This window comes from Gimesia alba (assembly GCF_007744675.1).
In the GTDB taxonomy this organism is placed as follows: domain Bacteria; phylum Planctomycetota; class Planctomycetia; order Planctomycetales; family Planctomycetaceae; genus Gimesia; species Gimesia alba.
Window position 1 is genome coordinate 2,955,405 of record NZ_CP036269.1, and the last position, 19,762, is coordinate 2,975,166.

At 46.4% G+C, this 19,762-nt stretch carries 17 protein-coding genes and 1 tRNA gene; 13 read left to right on the plus strand and 5 right to left on the minus strand.

What is annotated here, in order from left to right; translation table 11 throughout:
- Window positions 1-5: 5 nt before the first annotated feature.
- Window positions 6-1,361, minus strand: coding sequence for an arylsulfatase (locus Pan241w_RS11075; RefSeq protein WP_145215146.1), 1,356 nt, complete (start codon window positions 1,359-1,361; stop codon window positions 6-8).
- Window positions 1,362-1,441: 80 nt separating this feature from the next.
- A complete protein-coding gene (locus tag Pan241w_RS11080) occupies window positions 1,442-2,425 on the minus strand; it encodes a zinc-dependent alcohol dehydrogenase (RefSeq protein ID WP_232107415.1) in 984 nt (327 codons plus the stop codon).
- 168 nt (window positions 2,426-2,593) lie between these two features.
- On the opposite strand from Pan241w_RS11080, the gene Pan241w_RS11085 reads away from it, so the two are divergent.
- Window positions 2,594-3,631, plus strand: a complete 1,038-nt coding sequence (locus tag Pan241w_RS11085; protein ID WP_232107416.1) for a Gfo/Idh/MocA family protein — start codon at window positions 2,594-2,596, stop codon at window positions 3,629-3,631.
- Window positions 3,632-3,644: 13 nt separating this feature from the next.
- On the opposite strand, the gene Pan241w_RS11090 is transcribed toward Pan241w_RS11085, so the two are convergent.
- Window positions 3,645-4,142 carry an acetolactate synthase gene (locus Pan241w_RS11090; protein WP_145215149.1) on the minus strand — a complete coding sequence of 166 codons (498 nt, stop codon included), beginning with the start codon at window positions 4,140-4,142 and terminating at the stop codon, window positions 3,645-3,647.
- 315 nt (window positions 4,143-4,457) lie between these two features.
- On the opposite strand from Pan241w_RS11090, the gene Pan241w_RS11095 reads away from it, so the two are divergent.
- The 10 genes from Pan241w_RS11095 to Pan241w_RS11140 all read left to right on the plus strand — a co-directional run bounded on the left by Pan241w_RS11095 (window position 4,458) and on the right by Pan241w_RS11140 (window position 14,622).
- Window positions 4,458-5,063: an HAD family hydrolase gene (locus Pan241w_RS11095; RefSeq protein WP_232107417.1), complete on the plus strand. Its 606-nt coding sequence runs from the start codon at window positions 4,458-4,460 to the stop codon at window positions 5,061-5,063.
- A gap of 238 nt (window positions 5,064-5,301) precedes the next feature.
- Entirely contained in the window at window positions 5,302-7,047 is a 1,746-nt protein-coding gene (locus Pan241w_RS11100) for a hypothetical protein (RefSeq protein ID WP_145215152.1), read from the plus strand.
- Window positions 7,044-8,237: a hypothetical protein gene (locus tag Pan241w_RS11105; RefSeq protein ID WP_145215155.1), complete on the plus strand. Its 1,194-nt coding sequence runs from the start codon at window positions 7,044-7,046 to the stop codon at window positions 8,235-8,237. The genes Pan241w_RS11100 and Pan241w_RS11105 overlap by 4 nt, the downstream gene beginning before the upstream one ends.
- A gap of 471 nt (window positions 8,238-8,708) precedes the next feature.
- The gene (locus Pan241w_RS11110; RefSeq protein WP_145215158.1) at window positions 8,709-9,029 is read left to right on the plus strand and encodes a hypothetical protein; all 321 of its coding nucleotides are present in this window, start codon (window positions 8,709-8,711) and stop codon (window positions 9,027-9,029) included.
- Between the two features lie 89 nt (window positions 9,030-9,118).
- Entirely contained in the window at window positions 9,119-9,445 is a 327-nt protein-coding gene (locus Pan241w_RS11115) for a Flp family type IVb pilin (RefSeq protein ID WP_315940510.1), read from the plus strand.
- Between the two features lie 142 nt (window positions 9,446-9,587).
- Window positions 9,588-9,911 (plus strand): hypothetical protein, encoded by a 324-nt coding sequence (locus tag Pan241w_RS11120; RefSeq protein ID WP_145215161.1) that lies wholly within the window; start codon window positions 9,588-9,590, stop codon window positions 9,909-9,911.
- 138 nt (window positions 9,912-10,049) lie between these two features.
- Window positions 10,050-11,054, plus strand: a complete 1,005-nt coding sequence (gene cpaB, locus Pan241w_RS11125) for a Flp pilus assembly protein CpaB (RefSeq protein WP_145215164.1) — start codon at window positions 10,050-10,052, stop codon at window positions 11,052-11,054.
- 262 nt (window positions 11,055-11,316) lie between these two features.
- Window positions 11,317-12,555 carry a CpaF family protein gene (locus Pan241w_RS11130; RefSeq protein WP_232107418.1) on the plus strand — a complete coding sequence of 413 codons (1,239 nt, stop codon included), beginning with the start codon at window positions 11,317-11,319 and terminating at the stop codon, window positions 12,553-12,555.
- Window positions 12,556-12,625: 70 nt separating this feature from the next.
- On the plus strand, window positions 12,626-13,558 hold the full coding sequence (locus Pan241w_RS11135; protein ID WP_145215170.1) for a type II secretion system F family protein: 933 nt from the start codon (window positions 12,626-12,628) through the stop codon (window positions 13,556-13,558).
- Between the two features lie 65 nt (window positions 13,559-13,623).
- Complete coding sequence (locus Pan241w_RS11140) at window positions 13,624-14,622, plus strand: type II secretion system F family protein (protein WP_145215173.1); 999 nt, start codon at window positions 13,624-13,626, stop codon at window positions 14,620-14,622.
- An 87-nt stretch (window positions 14,623-14,709) separates the two neighbouring features.
- Here Pan241w_RS11140 and Pan241w_RS11145 read toward each other — a convergent pair whose 3' ends face one another.
- On the minus strand, window positions 14,710-16,146 hold the full coding sequence (locus tag Pan241w_RS11145) for a sigma 54-interacting transcriptional regulator (protein ID WP_145215176.1): 1,437 nt from the start codon (window positions 16,144-16,146) through the stop codon (window positions 14,710-14,712).
- Between the two features lie 673 nt (window positions 16,147-16,819).
- Here Pan241w_RS11145 and Pan241w_RS11150 point away from each other — a divergent pair.
- Window positions 16,820-18,172 carry a hypothetical protein gene (locus Pan241w_RS11150; RefSeq protein ID WP_145215178.1) on the plus strand — a complete coding sequence of 451 codons (1,353 nt, stop codon included), beginning with the start codon at window positions 16,820-16,822 and terminating at the stop codon, window positions 18,170-18,172.
- Window positions 18,173-18,397: 225 nt separating this feature from the next.
- Here the strand turns inward: Pan241w_RS11150 and Pan241w_RS11155 are convergent.
- A tRNA-Cys gene (locus tag Pan241w_RS11155) sits at window positions 18,398-18,471 on the minus strand.
- A gap of 442 nt (window positions 18,472-18,913) precedes the next feature.
- Here Pan241w_RS11155 and Pan241w_RS11160 point away from each other — a divergent pair.
- A complete protein-coding gene (locus Pan241w_RS11160) occupies window positions 18,914-19,735 on the plus strand; it encodes a hypothetical protein (protein WP_145215181.1) in 822 nt (273 codons plus the stop codon).
- Window positions 19,736-19,762: the final 27 nt, after the last annotated feature.

The following is a 19,762-nucleotide window of genomic DNA, read 5'->3' on the forward strand; positions in this document are numbered from 1 at the left end:
CCAGTTTAGTTGGCTGATTGACTCTCGACGATTTTCTGTTTCATCTGCGCTACAATTTCGGGATGTTGCTCGGCGATATTGTTTTGTTCTCCAATATCGGTATCGAGATTATACAGCTCAAATGGTTTTTTGAGGCCAGTCTGGACTGCTTTCCATTTCCCAGATCGCAGGGCGACTTTCCCGCGGTACTTCCAGAATAGCGTGTCGTGGGGCGTCTGCGGTTGCCCCAGTAGCGTGGGCAGATAAGAAACTCCGTCGATGCTTTGTGGCGGCTTGATACCCGCCAGTTCACAGGCAGTTGGCAGAAAATCCCAGAAGGCACTGATGTGATCTGTTGTCGTTCCGGCTTGAACTTTGCCGGGCCACTTCACGATCAGGGGAACGCGAATGCCGCCTTCATAGAGATCCCGCTTATAGCCGCGGAGTGGGCCGTTAGAATTGAAAAAATCGACCTGATGCATGCCTTCCTGGTGCGGGCCATTGTCTGATGTGAAAAAGATGATCGTCTTGTGTTCCAGGTTCAATTCTTTTAACAGTTTGACCATTTGTCCCAGGTCGCGGTCGAGGCGGGTGATCATGGCGGCAAAGCCTTTTTCGGGAGCCGGCCATTCACGGTCTGCGTATTCTCCGTATTCAGGCACTTCCATTCCGTCGCCGGTCGCCCGCCCCCCTTCATTATTGGCATGCGGGATCGTGTAATGCGCCTGGAGAATGAAAGGCTTCTTAGCGTTGTGCTTGATGAAGTTGAACGCTTCCTGAGTGAGCAGATCGTGCGAATAAGTCTCGCGTTCGATTGAGACTCGTTTCTGCGGCCCGACTTTATTGCCCGGCAGCGAAATTTCCTGTTCGTTGCTCCACAGAAATTCCGGATAAAAGTTGTGGGCATTTCCCTGGTCCAGATAACCAAACCAGAAATCAAATCCCTGCTTGCTGGGAACACCCGTTGATTCGGGGGGCCCCAATGCCCATTTGCCGACTCCCCCGGTCGCGTAGCCGGCTTCCTTTAAGAGTGAGGTGACAGTGGTAGCGCCTTCAGGGAAATAATATTGTTCATTCTGGCTGATCGGAGTGTGTCCGGTATGCTGGCCTGTTAACAGAACCAGCCGCGAAGGACGACAGACCGTGTGGCCGGCATAGTGATTTGTGAATCGCATTCCCAGTTTGGCCAACTGATCGATGTTGGGAGTCTTGATGACCGTCTGTCCAAAGCAGCCGAGATCACCATAACCCAGATCGTCCGCCATGACGTAGATAATATTGGGGGGCTCTGCCGCCTGAGTCTGATTGAGCAACATGAGGCTGAAACACAGGCAGGCGATGCAGCGGACCAGAGTGCGAATGGTGTTCTCTAAGAAGTTCATCAATAACCTCTGTTTTGATCGGGATGCGAAAATCGGGGAGTGTCTGAGCCCCGTTTGTTGTTCCGGGGTACTCTCTATCTTTAACGACCCAGAGAGGGAAATTCAACAATGACTTTAATCACGCCGTCTTTGCGATCGCGAAATAGTTCGAATGCCTGCTGAATTTCTGCCAGGGGAAAGCGATGTGTAATGATGGGAGTCACATCGATGCGTCCTTCGGAGAGCCATTGCATGGCGAGTGGGAAATCACGTTTGAAGTCGGGATTGATACTTGTATTCACAGTGATGTTTTTAAAGAGCAAGTCGCGCCAGCGGATCTGATCGATGGTTTCAGGGGGAACGCCGAACACGAGAATGTTGCCTGCTTCGCGGCAGAGATCGATACAGAGATTGAGCTGTTGATCGGCGTGGCCGACGGCTTCGATGACGATGTCGGGCAATTCCCCGATCAGGATTTCCCGTAGTGCGGCGACGGGATCGGTGTTCTGATTACAGATCGTCGCGGTGGCTCCCATGCGGGGACTGACCTCTAGACGGGATTCCAGCAGGTCGATACCGACAATCTGACGCGCGCCCATATTGCTGAGCGCGGCATTCATTAATTGTCCCATGGGGCCCTGCCCCACCACGGCCACTGTTTTATCCAGCAGATTGGGCAGTTTCTTGAGAGCAAACAGCGCCGTTCCCAGAGGTTGTGCCATCAAAGCATGTTCTTCCGGGATGTTGGTGGCGATGGGAATCGTGCGGGATTCGTCCAGCACAAAACGTTCGCTGAGGCCCTGCTGCATGACGGGAACGGCGAGGACTCGGTCCCCTGCTTTCCAACGCTGTCCATTCGTTGCAGTGACAGTGCCGATCATTTCGTGCAAGGAGTGACCGATTTCAATTTCCCATTCATCTGTGCCATTGAAATACGGCAGATCCGAACCACACAGGCAGGTCGTTTCCGGCTGGAAGATGATTTGTCCACTGCCTGGCTCCAGTGTGGAAGCCGGTGCAAGTTCGGGTTCGGGGACTTCAATGAGTTCAATTTTTCCTGGCGCGACAAGATGGCTTGTTAACAACGAACTGATCCTGATATGAAGAGAGTGCTCCCCTGCTCCAGAACTAAAGAAGATTCTGGTGGGAGTGAAATCGATTGGATATAGTATATAAAATATACAAAGAACTTGAAATGCAATGTATCGATGCAAGTCCGATCCGGCAAAGATCGAAATGACAGGAGGAGATTCATGATGAAGAAACAAATTTCTGTTGCTGTGCTGACGAATGAGACGGGAGCGCACTTAAGCGCCTACTTTTCAGCGCTGAAGGAGATTGATGCCGTCAAGGAAGTATTTCTGTCTGATCCCAGTCACAAACAGGTTGAACTGGCCCGGCGGGAACTCGGTTCCAAGCTGAGCGAAGTCTATGATAAGCCTGAAAATTTGCTTCAGATCGAGCATCCAGAACTGGCTTTGGTCACGATGGAAGCCCGACAGGCACCTCAAGCGATCAATCTGGCTTTGGAACAAGGCTGCCATGTGTTATCAGAAAAGCCCGCTTGTTTGAGTGTTGCGCAATTTGAGCCTTTGGTTCAAAAGGCCGAGAGCAAGCATTTGGATTTATCGCTGGCGCTTGCGAATCGGACGAACCCGGAAATCCAGTTTGCAAAGTCATTGATCGATGCCGGAACCCTGGGAAAGATCTACGGAGTGGAAATGACCCTGTTAGCCGACCAGACTCGGTTGACGAATCCCGCTTATCACCAAAGCTGGTATGCGCAGAAGGACCGAGCTGGAGGGGGATTTCTGTCGTGGTTAGGAATCCACTGGCTGGATCTGTCGATGTATCTGACGGACTCTTCGATCACTGATGTTTCCGGATTTACGGCGTTAGTCGGGGGACAGCCGATTTCCGTGGAAGATGCAGCCGCCCTGTCCTTTCGCTATGAAGCCGGTTTTTTAGGAACGCTCACAGCTGGTTATTTTATGAATCGGGGATATCAGTCCCTGATCAAAATCTGGGGCAGCAAAGGCTGGCTGGAAATGGTGCCGTTTGAGGAGCGTCATCTGGAATGGACGCTGAACCATAATGGAAAGAAATTTCGATTTGAAAAACCGGTTGAGCCACGAGGATATACACCCGCTGTTCGAAAAGCCGTACAGGCGGCTGCTGGAAATGGCGATCCGTTGCTGACGAGCCGGGAGAGTTTGAGAATCATTCGCACCATCTATGCATTTTACGATGCGGCAAAATCCGGCAAAGCTCAGAAGATCTCACAAGCTTGAGCAGGTGATCTGGTCAAATATACTCGTCGTCGTCTTTGAGATCTTTCTCTGTGATGATGCGATGCCCTTGCTCGGTCAGGGTTTTGATACCCAGATCAATATCATCGACGCACAGAGCTATCGCACCTCGACCATGTCTGCGGTAAAGTAATGGGTAGGTATAATCGATATTCACCTCTGCCTGGAGTAAAGAGAGACAGATTCGCATATAGGGTTGCGTGTCATCCGGTAGCTCGACGCCGATCAGGTCTTTTTCAAAGAATGTATATCCTGAAAATTCAAAAATTTCCCGTGCCCTCTCGTAATTGTCGAGGACTATGCGGCTCATCGCGACGTCGACCGAGTCGACCGTACTCAAAGCGATGATTCTGAGATCGAATTTTTCAAGTAGTTTTAACAGTTGATGGAGATAACCAACCCGGTTTTCCATAAACACACAGAATTGGCGCAGGCATGGCCACTCTTTGCCTGGTTCTCCTGACGGGTAGGAGGATTGACCTTCAAAATCCATCTTTTCTCTCCACGAAGTGATCATATCAGGCTTGCTTGATGGCACAGAAGCATCGGACAAACCTGACTGAGTAGTGTGACAAGAACCAAGCTGACAGCTAGCTTTTATCAAGTTCTTATCTACAGGCAATTTAAGAAAATATACTCTGAGCGTCAATAAGAGGTGTATTCTCTAGTTCCCGAGTCGGCCAATTATTCACGATTGAGGGATTTTGCTCAAATTGGGGAGTGTTAAGTTACTTGTATGACTGGTGATGGTCGCATACAACTTGAACTGGTCAGTATGAGAAACGAGTAATATTTCGGGAGCCCTGTTTTGATTCGTACATTTCTATTTGACATGGGGAATGTTCTGGCGTTTTTTTCGCATGATAAGATGTGTGAACAAATGGGGCGTCTGTGTGGCCGATCTGAGTCTGAAATCAGGACGCTGTTGATCGGATCCGGTAAGCAATGGGAGTATGAACGAGGTCAACTGACCCCTGCTGAATTTCATCAGTGGTTTGAACAGGCAGTCGGCCAATCAGTTGATTTCGAAGCCTTAGCACTTGCGGGCTCTGATATTTTTGAGCTGAATACATCGATCCTGCCTGTATTGGATTCCATCAAGGCGAGTGGGTATCGTCTGGTCCTGTTGTCGAATACCTGCGTGTCACACTTTGAATTTATCTGGAACCGATATGATGTATTACAGCGGTTTGATGATTTTGTGACGTCCTATGCAGCGGGGGCGATCAAACCGGAGCCTGCCATTTTCGAGTGTGCCCTGCAAAAAATTGAGTGTGCTCCTGCAGAAGCCTTTTACACAGACGATATCCCCGATTACGTCAAAGAAGCGAAAAAGCTGGGAATTCAGGGTGAAGTCTTTACCGATACGGAAACACTGATTGAGCAACTGGCCGGTCGTGGGATTCATCTTTAAGTTCGTTTTGCACGATCTACTTTGAGCCTCTTTGTTTCTGGTTTCTAACGCGGTGCTTTACACTTTGATCAGATCCCTTATCCGGCCTGCCTGCTGCTGTGTTCGCATTGAATCCTAGTGAACACCTTTGGAACATTGTTTGCGGGAATCTGACAGTATCTTTTGAGATGAATCCAAAAGAACCTGAATTTCAGGCGTAAAATAAGAACTTACGTTCGTTTTATTTGTGGAAGGCGTTATGTCGGTCGATTCTCACCCAGGCACTTTAGAGTCTTTGACTCCTGTCGCGAAAAAGCGATCTTATCGAGAAACTTTTTCGATGGGCTGGCCGCAATTAATCACGTGCTTTTGGTTTGCGTTCTTATTTTTCTATTTCGGCAATGTTCATATCTTTTATTCCGATATCTGGGGACATGTTTCCTATGGCGACTGGATCATCGCGAATCAAAAGTTGCCTGAGTATGACCCTTTTCTTTCTCTGGCGGAGGGAGTTCGTTGTATCGATGCAGCCTGGCTGTCGCAGGTTCTCTTTGCCAAAGTCAATACGGCATTCGGAGTGCGGGGGCTATCGAATCTCTTTGCTTTGACTGTGTTTGCGACACATGTTTTGTTCTGGTGTGCCTTCTATCTCAAAACAGGGCGCGTGGGAATAAGCACTTTCGCTTCTGTTTTGCTGGTTTTGATTGCATCCAGCAGGATCGCGATTATCAGACCGGAAATTTTTGGAACGTTCTGCGTAGCTTTGTTACTGGTGATCATGGCCTGGTCAGAAAAATATGACTCCGTGAAGACTGGCTTAAGGTCGGCCGATGAGCCTGACCAATTAGAAAAACAGGGGCAAAAAACGCCCAAAATGCTGCTGTTTTCCCTTTATTTAGGCATTCCTCTGATCTTTCTGGCCTGGGCCAATCTGCATGGTTCTTTTGTCGTCGGGCTGGCGATTATTGGTCTGCAGTTTCTGGGACGAGTTCTGGAAGTCGGCTGGAGAACACGCAGTCTGGTTGAAGTTTGTACGGATAAATGGGTCAGACGCTGGCTGGTGGTCACAGAATTGTCGGTTTGTGGCGCGCTGCTCAATCCCTATCATATTGATTTGTTTCTTAACTCGCTGACCTTTCCGCGGAATCCGAATTTAAAAGACGTGTTGGAGTGGGAACCACTCGAATTCCGCGATGCGGAAGGGATTTTGTTCTGTTTTGCCTGGGTTTTGATGCTGGCTTTGTATCGACATAGTCGCGAAACGATCCGGGCTGCCGATGTCCTGCGTGTGGGATTACTTTCGCTGGCGACGATTATCGGCGTGCGTATGATTGGCTGGTTTTCTGTCGTGTTTGTGTATGCCATGGTCCCGCATCTGGCGAATGTCACTTCAAGAACAAAACAGAAAAGTCACAGTTTGGCTGAAGGCGCGCCTCAAAAAATACCGTTCTGGGCCAGGAAATCTCCTGTGATGACAGCGTTATGTGCATTAATCCTGTGGTTCGGTTTTGCCTTTTCGAATATTGCCACCCCCCTGTTTGGCGGAACACCTCGTAGTCTGGATAAGGTCTATAGTGAGGGAACTCCTCGAAAATTGACGGAATACTTAAAAGCGCATCCCCCTCAGAAGCAGGTTTGGAACCCCCAATGGTGGGGTGACTGGCTGGTCTGGGACGGCCCCGCTGACATGACTGTTTTTATGACGACCAATGCAGTTCATCTCTCACCTCAGCATGTCTGGAAAGACTATCTGGGGATAGCCAGGGCGAATCGGGGTTGGCAATCTGTCGCAGAAAAGTATGACGTTTCGACGTTTATCGTAGATAAAGAGAAACAAGTCAAACTGGCTGAGGGAGTGCGTAAATTAGAGGGTTTTCAAGTTGTTTATGAGGATGATTTGAGTCTGGTCGTGTCGCGCGAACCAGGGTTGATTTCAGCGGCAGAACGGGCAAAAGCGAAATCGGAAGTGAAGACTTCTGCATCAGAAAATGAGGTACAGAAGTGACACAGGTAAAAACTCCATTACGTCAAAAATTGCGTGTGGCTGGCTTTCTCAGTTTTCATCTCCTGCTGGTTGGTGTTGCGATTGGTTGGGGTGCGGTCCGCTATCAAGAGTGGGAAGCACAAAAGAAGCTTCCTCAGCTACGCTTGAATCCATTAAAAGTGGTTCCCCAGTATGATCAACCGGAGGTTGTTTCAGATCAGGATCTATCAGACGTACTGAATCGATTACGGCCCCAATTTCGCGGGAAAGAGCCGCGAATTAATCATGTGGATCACGCATTGCGTTTTTGGGGACTTGAAGCGACGTTTGATGATCCTAAATGTATTTCGGGAATCGAAATGCGCGATATTCTGCTAGACCATCGTCGATTTCATCAAGTCTGGGGGGCAGAAACCAAGCCCCTACTCGTGCAGGAACAATATGGACTTCGACCGCGCGTTAAGAAAGGGTATGCGACTTCAAGCCATGAAGATCATACTCTGGCAACGTTAGCGGAAGTCGGAACTCCTGTGGATTATCCAGTCGTCACTTCTCAGGGAGAAACGACGCTCGCTGAGATGATTCAAGAGACTTTGAGATCGTTCAGTCTGAATCAGTTAGAGTATGAATGGTCGGCACTGGTGTTTGCCCTCTATATCGATCAGTCCCAGGACTGGCTGACGACTGAAGGTCAACGAGTTAATTTTGATACCATCGCGGACCGGATTATGCGTCAACAGCCAACCAAAGGAGTTTGCTACGGGAATCACCGATTGCATGCTTTGGTCATGCTGTTGCGCGTGGATGAACAGACCCCTATCTTGACCAAAGCGGGACGGGAGAAAATCATTGGTTACCTCAAAAACATCACAGAATTACTGGTGAAAAATCAATCGGAAGAGGGATTCTGGGATAAAAACTGGGATGGAACAAAGCTGAAACCATCCACTGGGATCATCTTCACGCCTCGTGCTCGACGCGTCCTGGCCACGGGACATGCGATGGAATGGTGGTCCCTGGCGCCACGCGAGGTACTGCCTCCCGAAGAGACACTCCGAAAAGCTGGAAGTTGGCTTGTGACGACCATCAAGGACATGCCTGATTCCGAGATCAAAAGCAGTTATACGTTCTTGACGCATGCAGGACGTGCACTCGCTTTATGGAGAGGAAAATTTCCTTATCAGGTTGAATTGTCCTCTGAGAAAGATTGAAGCTGCTCAAGATCGCTTCAGTGATTTACTGCCAGGACCCTATTTCGAAATTGCGTTTCGAGAGCTCTCCTGTTGGATCGAGTTTGTTCCGAATGCGATTTCTCGTGAGCTGTGCACGATTGGTTACGCCTGGTTGCAAAGTGTTAACTTCCGGAAGCGCTCTCCCTTTTCATTTTTCTTTCGCCCAGGATATAGCGGAATTTTGCTGTAACTGCTCCTGTTGTCTGATTGTTACTGAATTTAAGGACTATGACACAAAATAACGTTAGCAGAGACAGTCGTAATATACATTGTGGAGTGAAATTGCGAAAAATATGTACTGTGGGGCAAAATGGCACATGGTCTGCTGTTAAAACGAAACGTCTGCGCTGGGCGTATGCAGACGAGTTAATTTGCTGGGGTGTTTATAACCACACATTCGTGTGGTGCATCCAGTAAACATTAACCATCTGATTAATGTGAGGAGTACGAATGAAGATGTTTCAGCAGCTTTGGAATGATGAAAATGGTTTCGTCGTTTCAACAGAATTAGTGCTGATCGCAACCGTGTTGGTTCTCGGTATGATTGTCGGGTTAACCACACTGCGTGATCAGGTAATCGCGGAACTTGCTGACGTTGCCGCTGCAATCTCAAACACCAACCAGACTTATACTTTTACTGGGATTACAGGGCACTCATCCAGCACTGCAGGGTCTATTTTTCTAGACAACGAAGATTTTTGTGATGCAGCACCTGCCGCAGGTGCGGATGAGCACTGTATCGCTATCGTTGATCCTGAGGCGGAACTCTAAGTTTCAAAGAAGATTAAGTGTTTAAACTATTTATCAAAATGTTCAACAGAGCTGTATACCGCAGCTCACATAATTAATAAGGAGTTAGGATGAACATGCTTACTAAATTTTGGAATGATGAGGCAGGATTCGTTGTCTCATCTGAACTCGTTCTGATCGGCACAATTCTCGTACTGGGTGTTGTAGTTGGATTGGCAACGGTTCGTGATCAGGTTGTTCAAGAACTGGGTGACCTTGCTTTAGCTATCTCAAACATTAACCAAAGTTACAGCTTTTCTGGTGTTACCGGGCACACTTCTAGTGTAGCTGGTTCCATCTTTGCAGACGCTCTGGACTTCTGTGATTCAAATGCAGATATAAGCACTGAAGAGCCTCCTTGTATCAGTGTTCAGATTGATCCGTCAAACGAACTGTAAGATCTGAATCTTTGCAATCTGTTCCCGAGGACGCCCACTCGGGAACAGGCTGTTTTTTAACTGGTTTTTGTTCAGATGGATCCTCTTTGGCACACAAGATGCATATTTTCCGAATGTTCGGGAGATTCAGAGTTTACGGTTGATGATTGATACTGGTCAGGATGTAGTAGGAATGAGAATTGCTCGTCAATTTTGGAATGAAGAGAGCGGGAGTATCTCTCCCTTTGCGACTGTCTTGATGATGACAATTCTTGTTCTTGGAATCATACCAGGCATCGCGACTTTGAGAGATCATATCGTTCAGAAATTTGGTGATATGGCTGTTGCTTTAGAAAGTATCGATCAGTCATACAGCATGACTGTGAATGGTGTGACCAGTGAGTATGTTGATACCAACAGTTTAACTGATCCTGTCGGGGAAGCACCTGCCTGTCTGGATCTTACGATTTCACCTTCTGGTGAATAGATATTTTTAGTCGGTAATGACCGTTTCATTAGTTGAATCACGGTTAAAACAATTCAATGTAAGTCACTTGTGTCTGGAAAACCAGGCATCTGTGTGAAGTGTATTTTTTCAGTATCCGAAGATTTCAGGGAAGTTAGCGTGGCAAAAATTAGTCCAGGAACAATGACGGCAGCGATTTTCGCAATTCTACTTGGGTTGGGCGCAGCTTATACTGTGCGACAATTTATGGACAAGCAGCCTGGCCCACCGATTTTAGCAGAAGATCCGGTCACGCCGAAAAAGGTGCTGATTCCCATTGCATCAAGAGATCTGATACCAGGGCAGACACTGTCACTTGATGATATTTCAATTTATCGCGCCACGCCTGAAATGGTAGACGAGAAATTTGATTCTCAAGGAAAACAGCGAATTATGAGCACGCAGTATATTACAGGTCGTGTGCTCAAGACAGCAATCAAAGCCGGACAACCATTTCATACTGTTGACTTGTTTGCAAATGGGATGGGACCAGGATTGTCAGATATTCTGGAGCCAGGCAATCGAGCTGTGACAGTCGCCATTCACAAAATTGGAAACGTGGCAGGTTTCTCGCGTCCCGGCGCTATCGTTGATGTGCTGTTCCGTTCCGATGCAACCAATGGAATTCCGGAAACGACAATTACGTTGCTTGAAAAAGTGAAGGTTCTCGCAGTGGGGGAAATCGCCGTTCCCGGACATAAATATCTCAGTAATTCAAGTGGGGGCAAGGTAGTAGAAGATTATTCTGTCACACTCGAAGTTTCGCCCGAACAAGGCAAAGTGCTCAAAGTGGTTGAAGATCATGGTGTGCTCAGCCTGGCACTGAGAAACCCCAACGAGAATACAGAAGTTGTTTCTGCTGGTCGTTCCAGCGACCGACTGACTCTTTCCAATATCCTTGGTTTTATTCCCAATCAACGCGTTTCCAGTATGGATATTTACCGGGGAGGCAGTTTAAACACGGTGCATTTTAAAGGCAACCGTGCTTATAAAAGCCAGAACTGGATCGACGCGATTGAGACTCCCGTTGCATCAGACGTAGTCCCTTCCAATAAAGCAACGACTACGATGAAGCAAAATGACGGTAGAACATCTGAGATTTCTACGCCCCTCAGCGGGTTATAAGCTCTAGCCTGATTTATGTTCTCTCAGATCGTGGTAAGTTGGAACAGAGTCATTAGTATTTTGTAGCTTTGATCTATTTAAATTTCTTTGGGTCGATGAAGGTACGCCTTCGCTCAAAGAACGTCATGGCAACCTTCGCATCTAAATTTTGAAGATTTTGGGTTTACACATGGAATCACTCGGTACAAAAAAACTTTTTGTGGAACCTGAAAGTTATCTTCCTGAAGACAGGGAAGCTGAGCTTCATTTTCAGAAGCAAAAAGTGTTGATCCATCAGGAACTGGTCGATTCACTCGATTTGTCAATGTTGGCTCAGATTTCGGAAAAAGAGCTTTCAGCCGAAGTTCGTTCCGTGGCTACGGAAATTTGTGATGAACACGTTTCGGTACTGGAAGGTATTGATCGAGAGCGTTTACTGGACGAATTACTGAGTGAAGTATTTGGGTTGGGACCATTGGATAACCTGATGTCTGACCCCACAATCAGCGATATCCTGGTGAACCATGCCTATGAAATTCATATCGAACGAAATGGCCAACTGCAGGAATCAGACGTCATTTTTGCAGATAATCAGCACTTAATGAGAATTATCCAGCGGATTGTTTCGCGAGTGGGCCGTCGAATTGATGAAGTCAACCCGATGGTTGATGCCCGACTGCCTGATGGGTCGCGAATCAACGCAATCATTCCTCCTTTGGCTTTGAATGGACCATCATTGTCAATTCGAAGATTTGGAGCGACTCCACTGCAGATCGATGACCTCATTGATAAGGAGTCGGTGACTCCTGAAATTGTCGATTTTCTGGCAGCAGTTGTTGATTCCCGGATCAGTATGCTGATTTCCGGAGGGACAGGTAGTGGTAAAACTACTTTATTGAATGCCCTCTCCAACTTTATTCCCCGTGAAGAACGTCTGATTACGATTGAAGATTCCGCTGAGTTATTGCTGCAGCATAAACATGTCGTCCGTCTTGAGACAAAAATTGACAATACCGAAGGTGTGGGTGAGATCTCACAGAGGCAGCTTGTAAAAAACAGTCTGCGTATGCGGCCCGACCGAATTATTATCGGCGAAGTTAGAGGCGCTGAGGCGTTGGATATGCTTCAAGCCATGAATACCGGCCATGAGGGATCTCTCACCACAATTCACGCCAATGATACACGAGATGCCCTGGCTCGATTGGAAATGATGGTCGCCATGAGTGGTTTCGAGCTTCCCTTGCCTGTGATCAGACAATATATCGCGAATGGTATTGGGATTATCTTACATGTTTCCCGTCTCAAGGGGGGGCAACGCTGTATCACTAAAGTATCCGAAATCGTCTCTCTCAATAGCCAGGGGGATTACAAAGTAGAGGATATCTTTGGGTTTGAACAAACCGGAATTGATGATCAGGGAAATGCACAAGGCACGTTTTATGCGACTGGCTATCGTCCCAACTGTCTGAAGCGAATGGAAGCTTCCGGAATTCACTTGAGTGATCAAATTTTTGAGAAATAACAATTTTGGCTTGGTCGTTAGCAATCCCAGGCTCTGAAACGTTTTTAGATACTAGTGGAGTAAACCTGTAGTGGACAGTTCCTTGGTTGCATTGATTTGTTTTGCTGCAGTGACGGTATCGGTCCTGGCGGTCTATCTTTTTTTTCGCGATTTATCTGGCGCTGGTAAATTAAAGTCGGGGCAGTTTTCAAAACGTCCTCGCCTGAGAAGAATTCGAAATGTATTTGACCAGGAGCCGTCTGCCAGTATTTTGGGAAGAATTGATCAAAGTTTTGATCGACTTGTTCTCGAAAATGGCTCTGATTTCACGCCGTTTTCTGCATTTCTATTGTTGATTGTGTGTGGTCTTGCCATTGGCGGGAGTATTTTTGTCTATTCGGATCAACCTTTGGCAGGTATTGCCGGCATGGTTGGTGGCATGGTTGCTGTTTTGATCGTTTTCCATTTTCGTCGAAAACGAAGAATGCAGATGATTCAGGAAGAACTTCCTGAGATGATTGATTTACTGGCACGATCGACACATGCTGGTGCCAGTCTGGAACAGGCGATTGCCATTGTGGGTGAAGAAACCAAGGGGCCTTTAAGTTCTGAGTTCAGACGCTGTGCCCGACAATTAGACATGAATATGTCTGTGCCTGCTGTGATGAAATCGCTTTCAAATCGAATTCAGCTGGTGGATCTCAAAATTCTGACATCAACATTAATGTTGTATCGTAAGACAGGTGGAAATCTGCCTGCGAATCTAGAACGGATGGCGGATGTGATTCGTGACCGAATCAACTATCGCCGTCAAATGAAGGCGTCTACTGGTGCTGGTCGTGCATCAGCATTATTGATGACTGTAGTTGCCCCTGTTGCTTTTGTAGTACTTTTAGTGGTTTTTCCCGATCACGTTTCCAATTTATATACTGACCCCATTGGTAATATGCTGTTACTCATTGCCATCGTCCTGGAAGTGATCGGAATCATCTGGGTATCTACTTTATTGAGAACGGAATATTAAACATTCGATGAATGAAGACCTGCTTCTAGAGCTGCGTATTCAGATTTCAGATAAAAGAGAATTCTATGTTTGTTGATTTTGTTTCCATTGCTACTTTTTTACTGGTCTGCTTTGTTTTCTTCTTGATCGGAGATGCCATTGCCGCAGGGCATCGATCTAACCAAAAGAAAAGATTAGATCTGAGCGATCAGAGTTCGAAGAACTATGCAACCTCAAAAGTGGGTATGTTTAGCCGGGCAATGGCGGGTGTCGTTCCACAGTCAGATGATGAAATTAAAAAAATTGAACTGGATCTCAAGCGGGCCGGTTATTATCGGTCAACGGCTTTGGTTGAATATCTGGCCACCCGGAATTTACTGATCGTCTTGGTACTCATTGGGACGGGAGTCGGTTGTGTTTTAGCTGATCCTGGAACCAATATACCAGAGATTATTCTCTTTGTTGGTTTATTGGTTGCTGGTGCCGGGTATGGCCTTCCCCGAATGGTATTACGTAATCAAGCGAACCGCCGCGTTCATCGAATTCAAAGAGGATTGCCCGATGCACTCGATCTGGTGATGATGTGTTTGACAGGTGGGGTTCCGTTGCGGACAGCACTGCAGCGTGTGACAGAAGAAGTTCGTTATTCTCATCCAGATATTGCAGTCGAATTTGATATTATACGTCGTCATGCTGATGCTAATTCAATGTCCGATGCACTGAAACAATTTGCCAAACGAATTGATGCTCCTGATGTGAATGCCCTTTCGTTGATGATCTCTCAGACAGAAAGATTGGGGACGAATGTTTCAACGGCTTTGATTGACTTTGCAGATGGTGTTCGTCGAAAATACCGTCAACGTGCAGAGGAGCATTCAAGTAAGACCAGTATCAAACTGCTCTTCCCCGTGATTTTTTGCATGGCACCACCGATTTATATTTTATTCTTCGGGCCCGCCGTTCTTGAACTGCGGAACTTCCTGATTCGGGAACATCGCCAAGGTGGAATTCTTGAACCTGAAACATATGGGGAGACAATCAGCACTACTTCGGAATCCGTTCGCAATATCACGAATGGGAATTAATAGGGCTGACGAAAAGGTACAAGCCGGCAATCTCTTTGCTGAGAAACATCCTGCTTCAGAGTAAGAAAAGAAAGCTCGTTGCGAGATCTAACTCTCTGCGTGAAGTTTATCTTGGGGGACAGGTTTCTTTTGCTCAAGCATGCCGTACTTTCTCATTTTTTTGTAAAGTCCTACCCGGCTGATTCCCAGTGCCTTTGCCGTCGCCGTTTTGCGGTACCCATTCTCTGACAATGATTTTTGCAGCAGGTGCATTTCATTCATCGCGACCTGATCGGCTAATGTTTTGCTTTCCTGTGATGAATGCAGGCATTGTTCAGGAAGCGACATCGTTTGCTGAAGAATATCAGGTGAAAATTCATCGGTGGTCAACTCGCCATTGCTCGAAAATAAGACGGCTCGTTGAATCTGATTTTTCAACTCGCGCAAGTTGCCCGGCCATTGATATTGTTTGAGCATCCGAAGCACTTTTAAATGTACTTTGTTGATCGCAACTGAATGTTGCTGGCAGCACTCTTTGATGAACTGCAGGGAAAGTGGAATAATGTCGTTTGGCCGTTCTCTCAAAGCCGGTAAGCGAAACTGCAGAACATTTAAACGATAATATAAGTCAGAGCGAAACTTGTTTTTTCGCGTCAATTCATCGAGTTCGACATTGGCAGCGACGATCAGTCGTGCTTCTGAAATACGAGATTCCGTTGAGCCAATGGGTTCGAATTGTCCGGTTTCAATTACTTTGAGAAGTTTTGCCTGGTCTTTCGCAGAGAGGATATCAATTTCATCTAACAGTAATGTCCCTTTGCCTGCTGCTTCGAAACGACCAATTTTACTCCGCTCTGCTCCTGTAAACGAGCCGCGTAAATGTCCGAAAAGTTCGCTTTCAATTAAATCAGACGGAAGCGCACCACAGGCAATATTCTGAAACGGTTCAGAGCTTCGTGGGGAGAGTTCATGAATCATTGAGGCCAGTGTGGTTTTACCAGTTCCCGTCTCACCAACAAGTAGCAATGTGACATTGTGTTTCGCAATCTTGGAAATTTGATCAATGATGGGGAGCATTGCCGGGGTATATGTTGTTACATGCCGGTTATAGGCGTAAATTTGACGAGATTCTGGTAACGACGCAGGTTTCTTGACAGCTTGAATCCCCTCTAACTCTTTAGCAAGGCTACTCAATTCTTCCGGTTTCGGTGGGTATTCCAGGAAGGCATCAGTTAAAAATGTAGCAGTCTCGACTAAATCCAGGGGAAGAAATTGATCAATAACTGAGACGAGTTTGAGGGGAACGGGGCAGATTTCTCTCAAATAGGTTAGGACATCACTTCGGTAATCATGTTCACAAGGGACATCAGACGTTCTCAAATCCAAATATAAAACGGCCGGTGATGAGCTCTCTTGAAGACATTGTTCCAGTTCAGCAGGATGAGAGGCCGTTTGAATGCACTGGTTGATATTCTTTTCCAGATTGGTTTTGAGGACCGACTCCAACTGAGCGTCGGTTGTATAAATAATTCCAATAGGGGGCATCACGAGTCCTTTTTTATCTCACTAAATCAATAGATGACTTTGATCAGCCTGCCCATTGGCAATTGCTCAGCCAACTATGATGGGGAGCGACAAAATTCCACTAACCAAAATATAAATAAAATAGGAAGAATGTAGTGGTTGTGAGGCTGGGGACACGATAACAAATGTTATCACTATAATCAATTGTGTAACTTAAGGTATATAGGTTAGTCGTATCAATTAGAATCGATAGTAGTGTTCTTGATTGATCTAATGCCAGCACGAAAATCAAAAAAAGGTGTGATGGGAATATTTTTTTAAACGAAATCCCAATTGAGGATCTACTAATTCGTATCCCATATTGAAACAGGATATATCGCAAGTGTCTATATATAAAAGAGATATGTCAATTTCTTGGGGTGTGGTGCTTGATGTGCTTTGGGGGATTGCATGGTTCGGGTGGGGCGGGAGTCGGTCTAGTTAGTCATATCGTAACAGTTTGCATGTCACTGACAGAAATACATATCAATTGCATTACAATGCCATCTGCTGAAATTGAGTTTTTGTATAAAAGATTATGCCGATAGACTCAAAAAGGAGAAATTAGTAGCAAACAGCACGGATCGCTCTGACCATGCCCCTAAAAAAATCTGATTGATCGGGGCTCTATCCTTTCTGGCGATTCAGTATCTCAATGAACGATCGAACTCATTTCTTTATTAGCTGTTCCATTACTATTTTAATGATCTGCTTCGTTCTCTGGCTGAAATATCCTGCTCCCTCTCAAAGATTGGCATCGCAGGAACCACCGGTCATAGAAGCACCTCCACTGGATCTACAGAGTTTTCTGGATGTGGAAGAAGGTTCAGCGACGTCTTTAGTAAGCCTCCCACAATCGACTCATTTCGAGGGGGGAAAGAAAAAGCAATTTATTCCCCTCAATGTTGTACCACAACAAAAGAGTCAGCAGAGCCCCAAAGTTCAAATCGTTGCTACGAAGCGATCTGCCAGCAAACGACAAGGAATTTCATCAAATCTGAGAAAACAGTTAGAGCAATCGGAATCGAATGCAGACCAACTGGTCGGGCAGAGTACCGATGCGTTTTCTCGAGGACTGCTTTCACTGTCAGAGTATCATCTCGCACTCAATATTGGATTCGATACCAAACTGAAAGCTGCTGAAATTCGTCAAACAAAACAGGCAAACATATCGTTTTTGAATCAGAAACAACAACTGTTTCAACAGGCTGTTGAACAATTGCAGGCTTTCGACCAACCAGCCGCTCAAGGGTGGTATGGAGATCTCGTGCATGCCAGGCTTCTTCTGGCACAAAATCAATATGAAATTGCCGATGCAACCAAGAATATTGATCGTCAGCAAGCAGCGTTATCCCAGATCTCAAACCTGTCGCGTGAATACTTTAACATACGGAAGGCGGAATTGCAGATCGGTGAAGCAGACCTGTCTGAATTTCGTAGAGCATCAAGAGCCGTTTATCTTGCTAATCAAGAGAGTCAGTATTTATATGGTAGAGACAAAAATGATACCGCTGGATTGTCCGTCTATGTGCGTGAGCTGGAAGAAATTCAGACTGAATTACAGTGGATGGCAAATCGAGACGCCGGAATGGGAAGAAATGACTTGTTAAGTCTTTCCAAATCGCATCTGGCATATACACGGGGAAAATACTACCAGAAAAAAGATCACAAGAATGAGAGTCGGAAATATTTTCAAGAAAGCATGCAGTATTCTCAGGACGCCTGGAAGGAGAGGATCAATGTTTACTACCCGGCAGGAACGGCAAGTTTACATGATCTTACCTCAGCGTGGATTATGTGGAATGCTTCTGGAACAGAGTATACTGAATTAGAATCGAGAGATTCCGGCACGATCAACCGGGAGATTCAAGCAGGCCTGGATCAAATGCTGAATATTGCGGAAAGGATCAGGGATCGCAGAGGGCGCATGGCCAGCGATATCTCTCTGGTCCGCTGTCTGAAGAATTCAGAAATGTTGAAAGAATTCAAAGTAGCTCAGACGAGATAAAAAGAGAAAAAAGACCTTTGATTGAGATCGAAGACTGGCAGCAATGATGTTGCCAGGTTTTTTTTTGCAGGTTTTGCTCAAACCCCAGCAGGGAGTAGAAATGGGATCTTCCAGCGCCGCCTGTCATGATTAAGGCTAAGCCACGATCAGAATTGAAGGTCACCTCAAGCTGGTTTGACTGACCATCAATAAAAAAAGCCTCAAAAGAGAGGCAAAATCGAAAAGAGGCGCCGCCCGGATTCGAACCGGGGAATAACGGATTTGCAATCCGCCGCCTTAGACCACTTGGCTACGGCGCCTGAAATTCTGTTAGAACAAATAAACTCTTACAACAGAGGAGTTTATAGTGTTGAAACTATTTAATCAACAGAAGCGATAGAGTCATTATTCGACGCTTCTTCGTTTGAATTTGACCGAATCCTAATAACCGATCGAACTTAGGTCAAGCAAACCACGGATGATCCGAAATATTTTTGCAACCTTCCCATTTTAACCCATGGGCCAGTGATAAAGTTTAGGGAAGACGTAGCGGCCGAAAGTCTCTTCTCTGTGACTAACCACTCTGCTTTGGTGGAATTCTCAACTCAATCCGTGTAGCATCGAAGGTATTCCTTTTCTGCTTTCTAACTGGATGCATTTAAGGTTCTGAGGGTTCAAAAAAATCTCTCTCCCTTCCTTCTAGAGATGGATAGAAGTCTTGAGGGGAGCATTTTCCGTTTCCAGAAAAGACACATCGAAACTATGACTGATCAGACTGATTCCACATCAAAAATGACTGAAGAACAATTAATCGACTGTGCGCGAGAAGCATTAAGTGAGAGTAGTTGGGTAATCGGTGAGTGTGCCTCGCAATGGACCAAAAAATACGCGAAAGGGAGAACCGACGCTGATTTTGGTGCGATGGTCGGTTTAAGCGGCGATCAAATCTATCAGCGCAGAAGAGTTTGGGAGACTTTTGGAGACGTTCGGGAGCAATATGCCAAACTAAAATGGTCGCATTATTATATTGCCCTCACCTGGGATGATGCCCCTGAATGTTTACAGTGGGCAGAAGAAAATGAGGCGACAGTTGCAGAACTGAAAGCCTGGAGACGTGCCGTCAATGGTGAAGACCTTTCGATCTCAGAACCATTTGAAGAATATCCTGTCGATTCTGAAGTCGCTTTTATTTCTGATGAACCGATTTCGGTCAAAGATCCATCTGAATATGGACAGTCTGATCGAGACGGTTTTGAATCTGGTGGACGAGACCAGGCAGATGCTGCTGCTACAGTTGGCGGGCATGCCCGTGATATGGGAACTTCCGGAAGTGACTATAGTCCGTTTCGGTCAGGAGCCGCGTCCCCTGCCCCACAAGGTTCTGGAGCAGAGACAGCGGTTGTCGCAAAACCAGAAATCACTCCAGAGCAGGCGATCAAACGGATCTGCGCTGCAGTAGAACGCAGCTATAAGATGTTAACGCCCGAAGTGCAATCAGCATTTCCAGAGCTGAAACCCAAACTGAAAACGCGATTTATTAAAGCGGTCAGTGATCTCAATTCGGTGGCGGCAAAGTTGCAGTAGACAGTTCAGCGATCATCAGTCTTCTCA

Bases quoted from the DNA above. Each gene is read 5' to 3' on its own strand.
- Pan241w_RS11085 (WP_232107416.1), top strand. From the start codon at position 2,594: ATGATGAAGAAACAAATTTCTGTTGCTGTGCTGACGAATGAGACGGGA.
- Pan241w_RS11120 (WP_145215161.1), top strand. From the start codon at position 9,588: ATGATTGATACTGGTCAGGATGTAGTAGGAATGAGAATTGCTCGTCAA.
- Pan241w_RS11140 (WP_145215173.1), top strand. From the start codon at position 13,624: ATGTTTGTTGATTTTGTTTCCATTGCTACTTTTTTACTGGTCTGCTTT.
- Pan241w_RS11110 (WP_145215158.1), top strand. From the start codon at position 8,709: ATGAAGATGTTTCAGCAGCTTTGGAATGATGAAAATGGTTTCGTCGTT.
- Pan241w_RS11160 (WP_145215181.1), top strand. From the start codon at position 18,914: ATGACTGATCAGACTGATTCCACATCAAAAATGACTGAAGAACAATTA.
- Pan241w_RS11150 (WP_145215178.1), top strand. From the start codon at position 16,820: ATGAACGATCGAACTCATTTCTTTATTAGCTGTTCCATTACTATTTTA.
- Pan241w_RS11115 (WP_315940510.1), top strand. From the start codon at position 9,119: ATGAACATGCTTACTAAATTTTGGAATGATGAGGCAGGATTCGTTGTC.
- Pan241w_RS11145 (WP_145215176.1), bottom strand. From the start codon at position 16,146: ATGCCCCCTATTGGAATTATTTATACAACCGACGCTCAGTTGGAGTCG.
- Pan241w_RS11090 (WP_145215149.1), bottom strand. From the start codon at position 4,142: ATGGATTTTGAAGGTCAATCCTCCTACCCGTCAGGAGAACCAGGCAAA.
- Pan241w_RS11075 (WP_145215146.1), bottom strand. From the start codon at position 1,361: ATGAACTTCTTAGAGAACACCATTCGCACTCTGGTCCGCTGCATCGCC.
- Pan241w_RS11100 (WP_145215152.1), top strand. From the start codon at position 5,302: ATGTCGGTCGATTCTCACCCAGGCACTTTAGAGTCTTTGACTCCTGTC.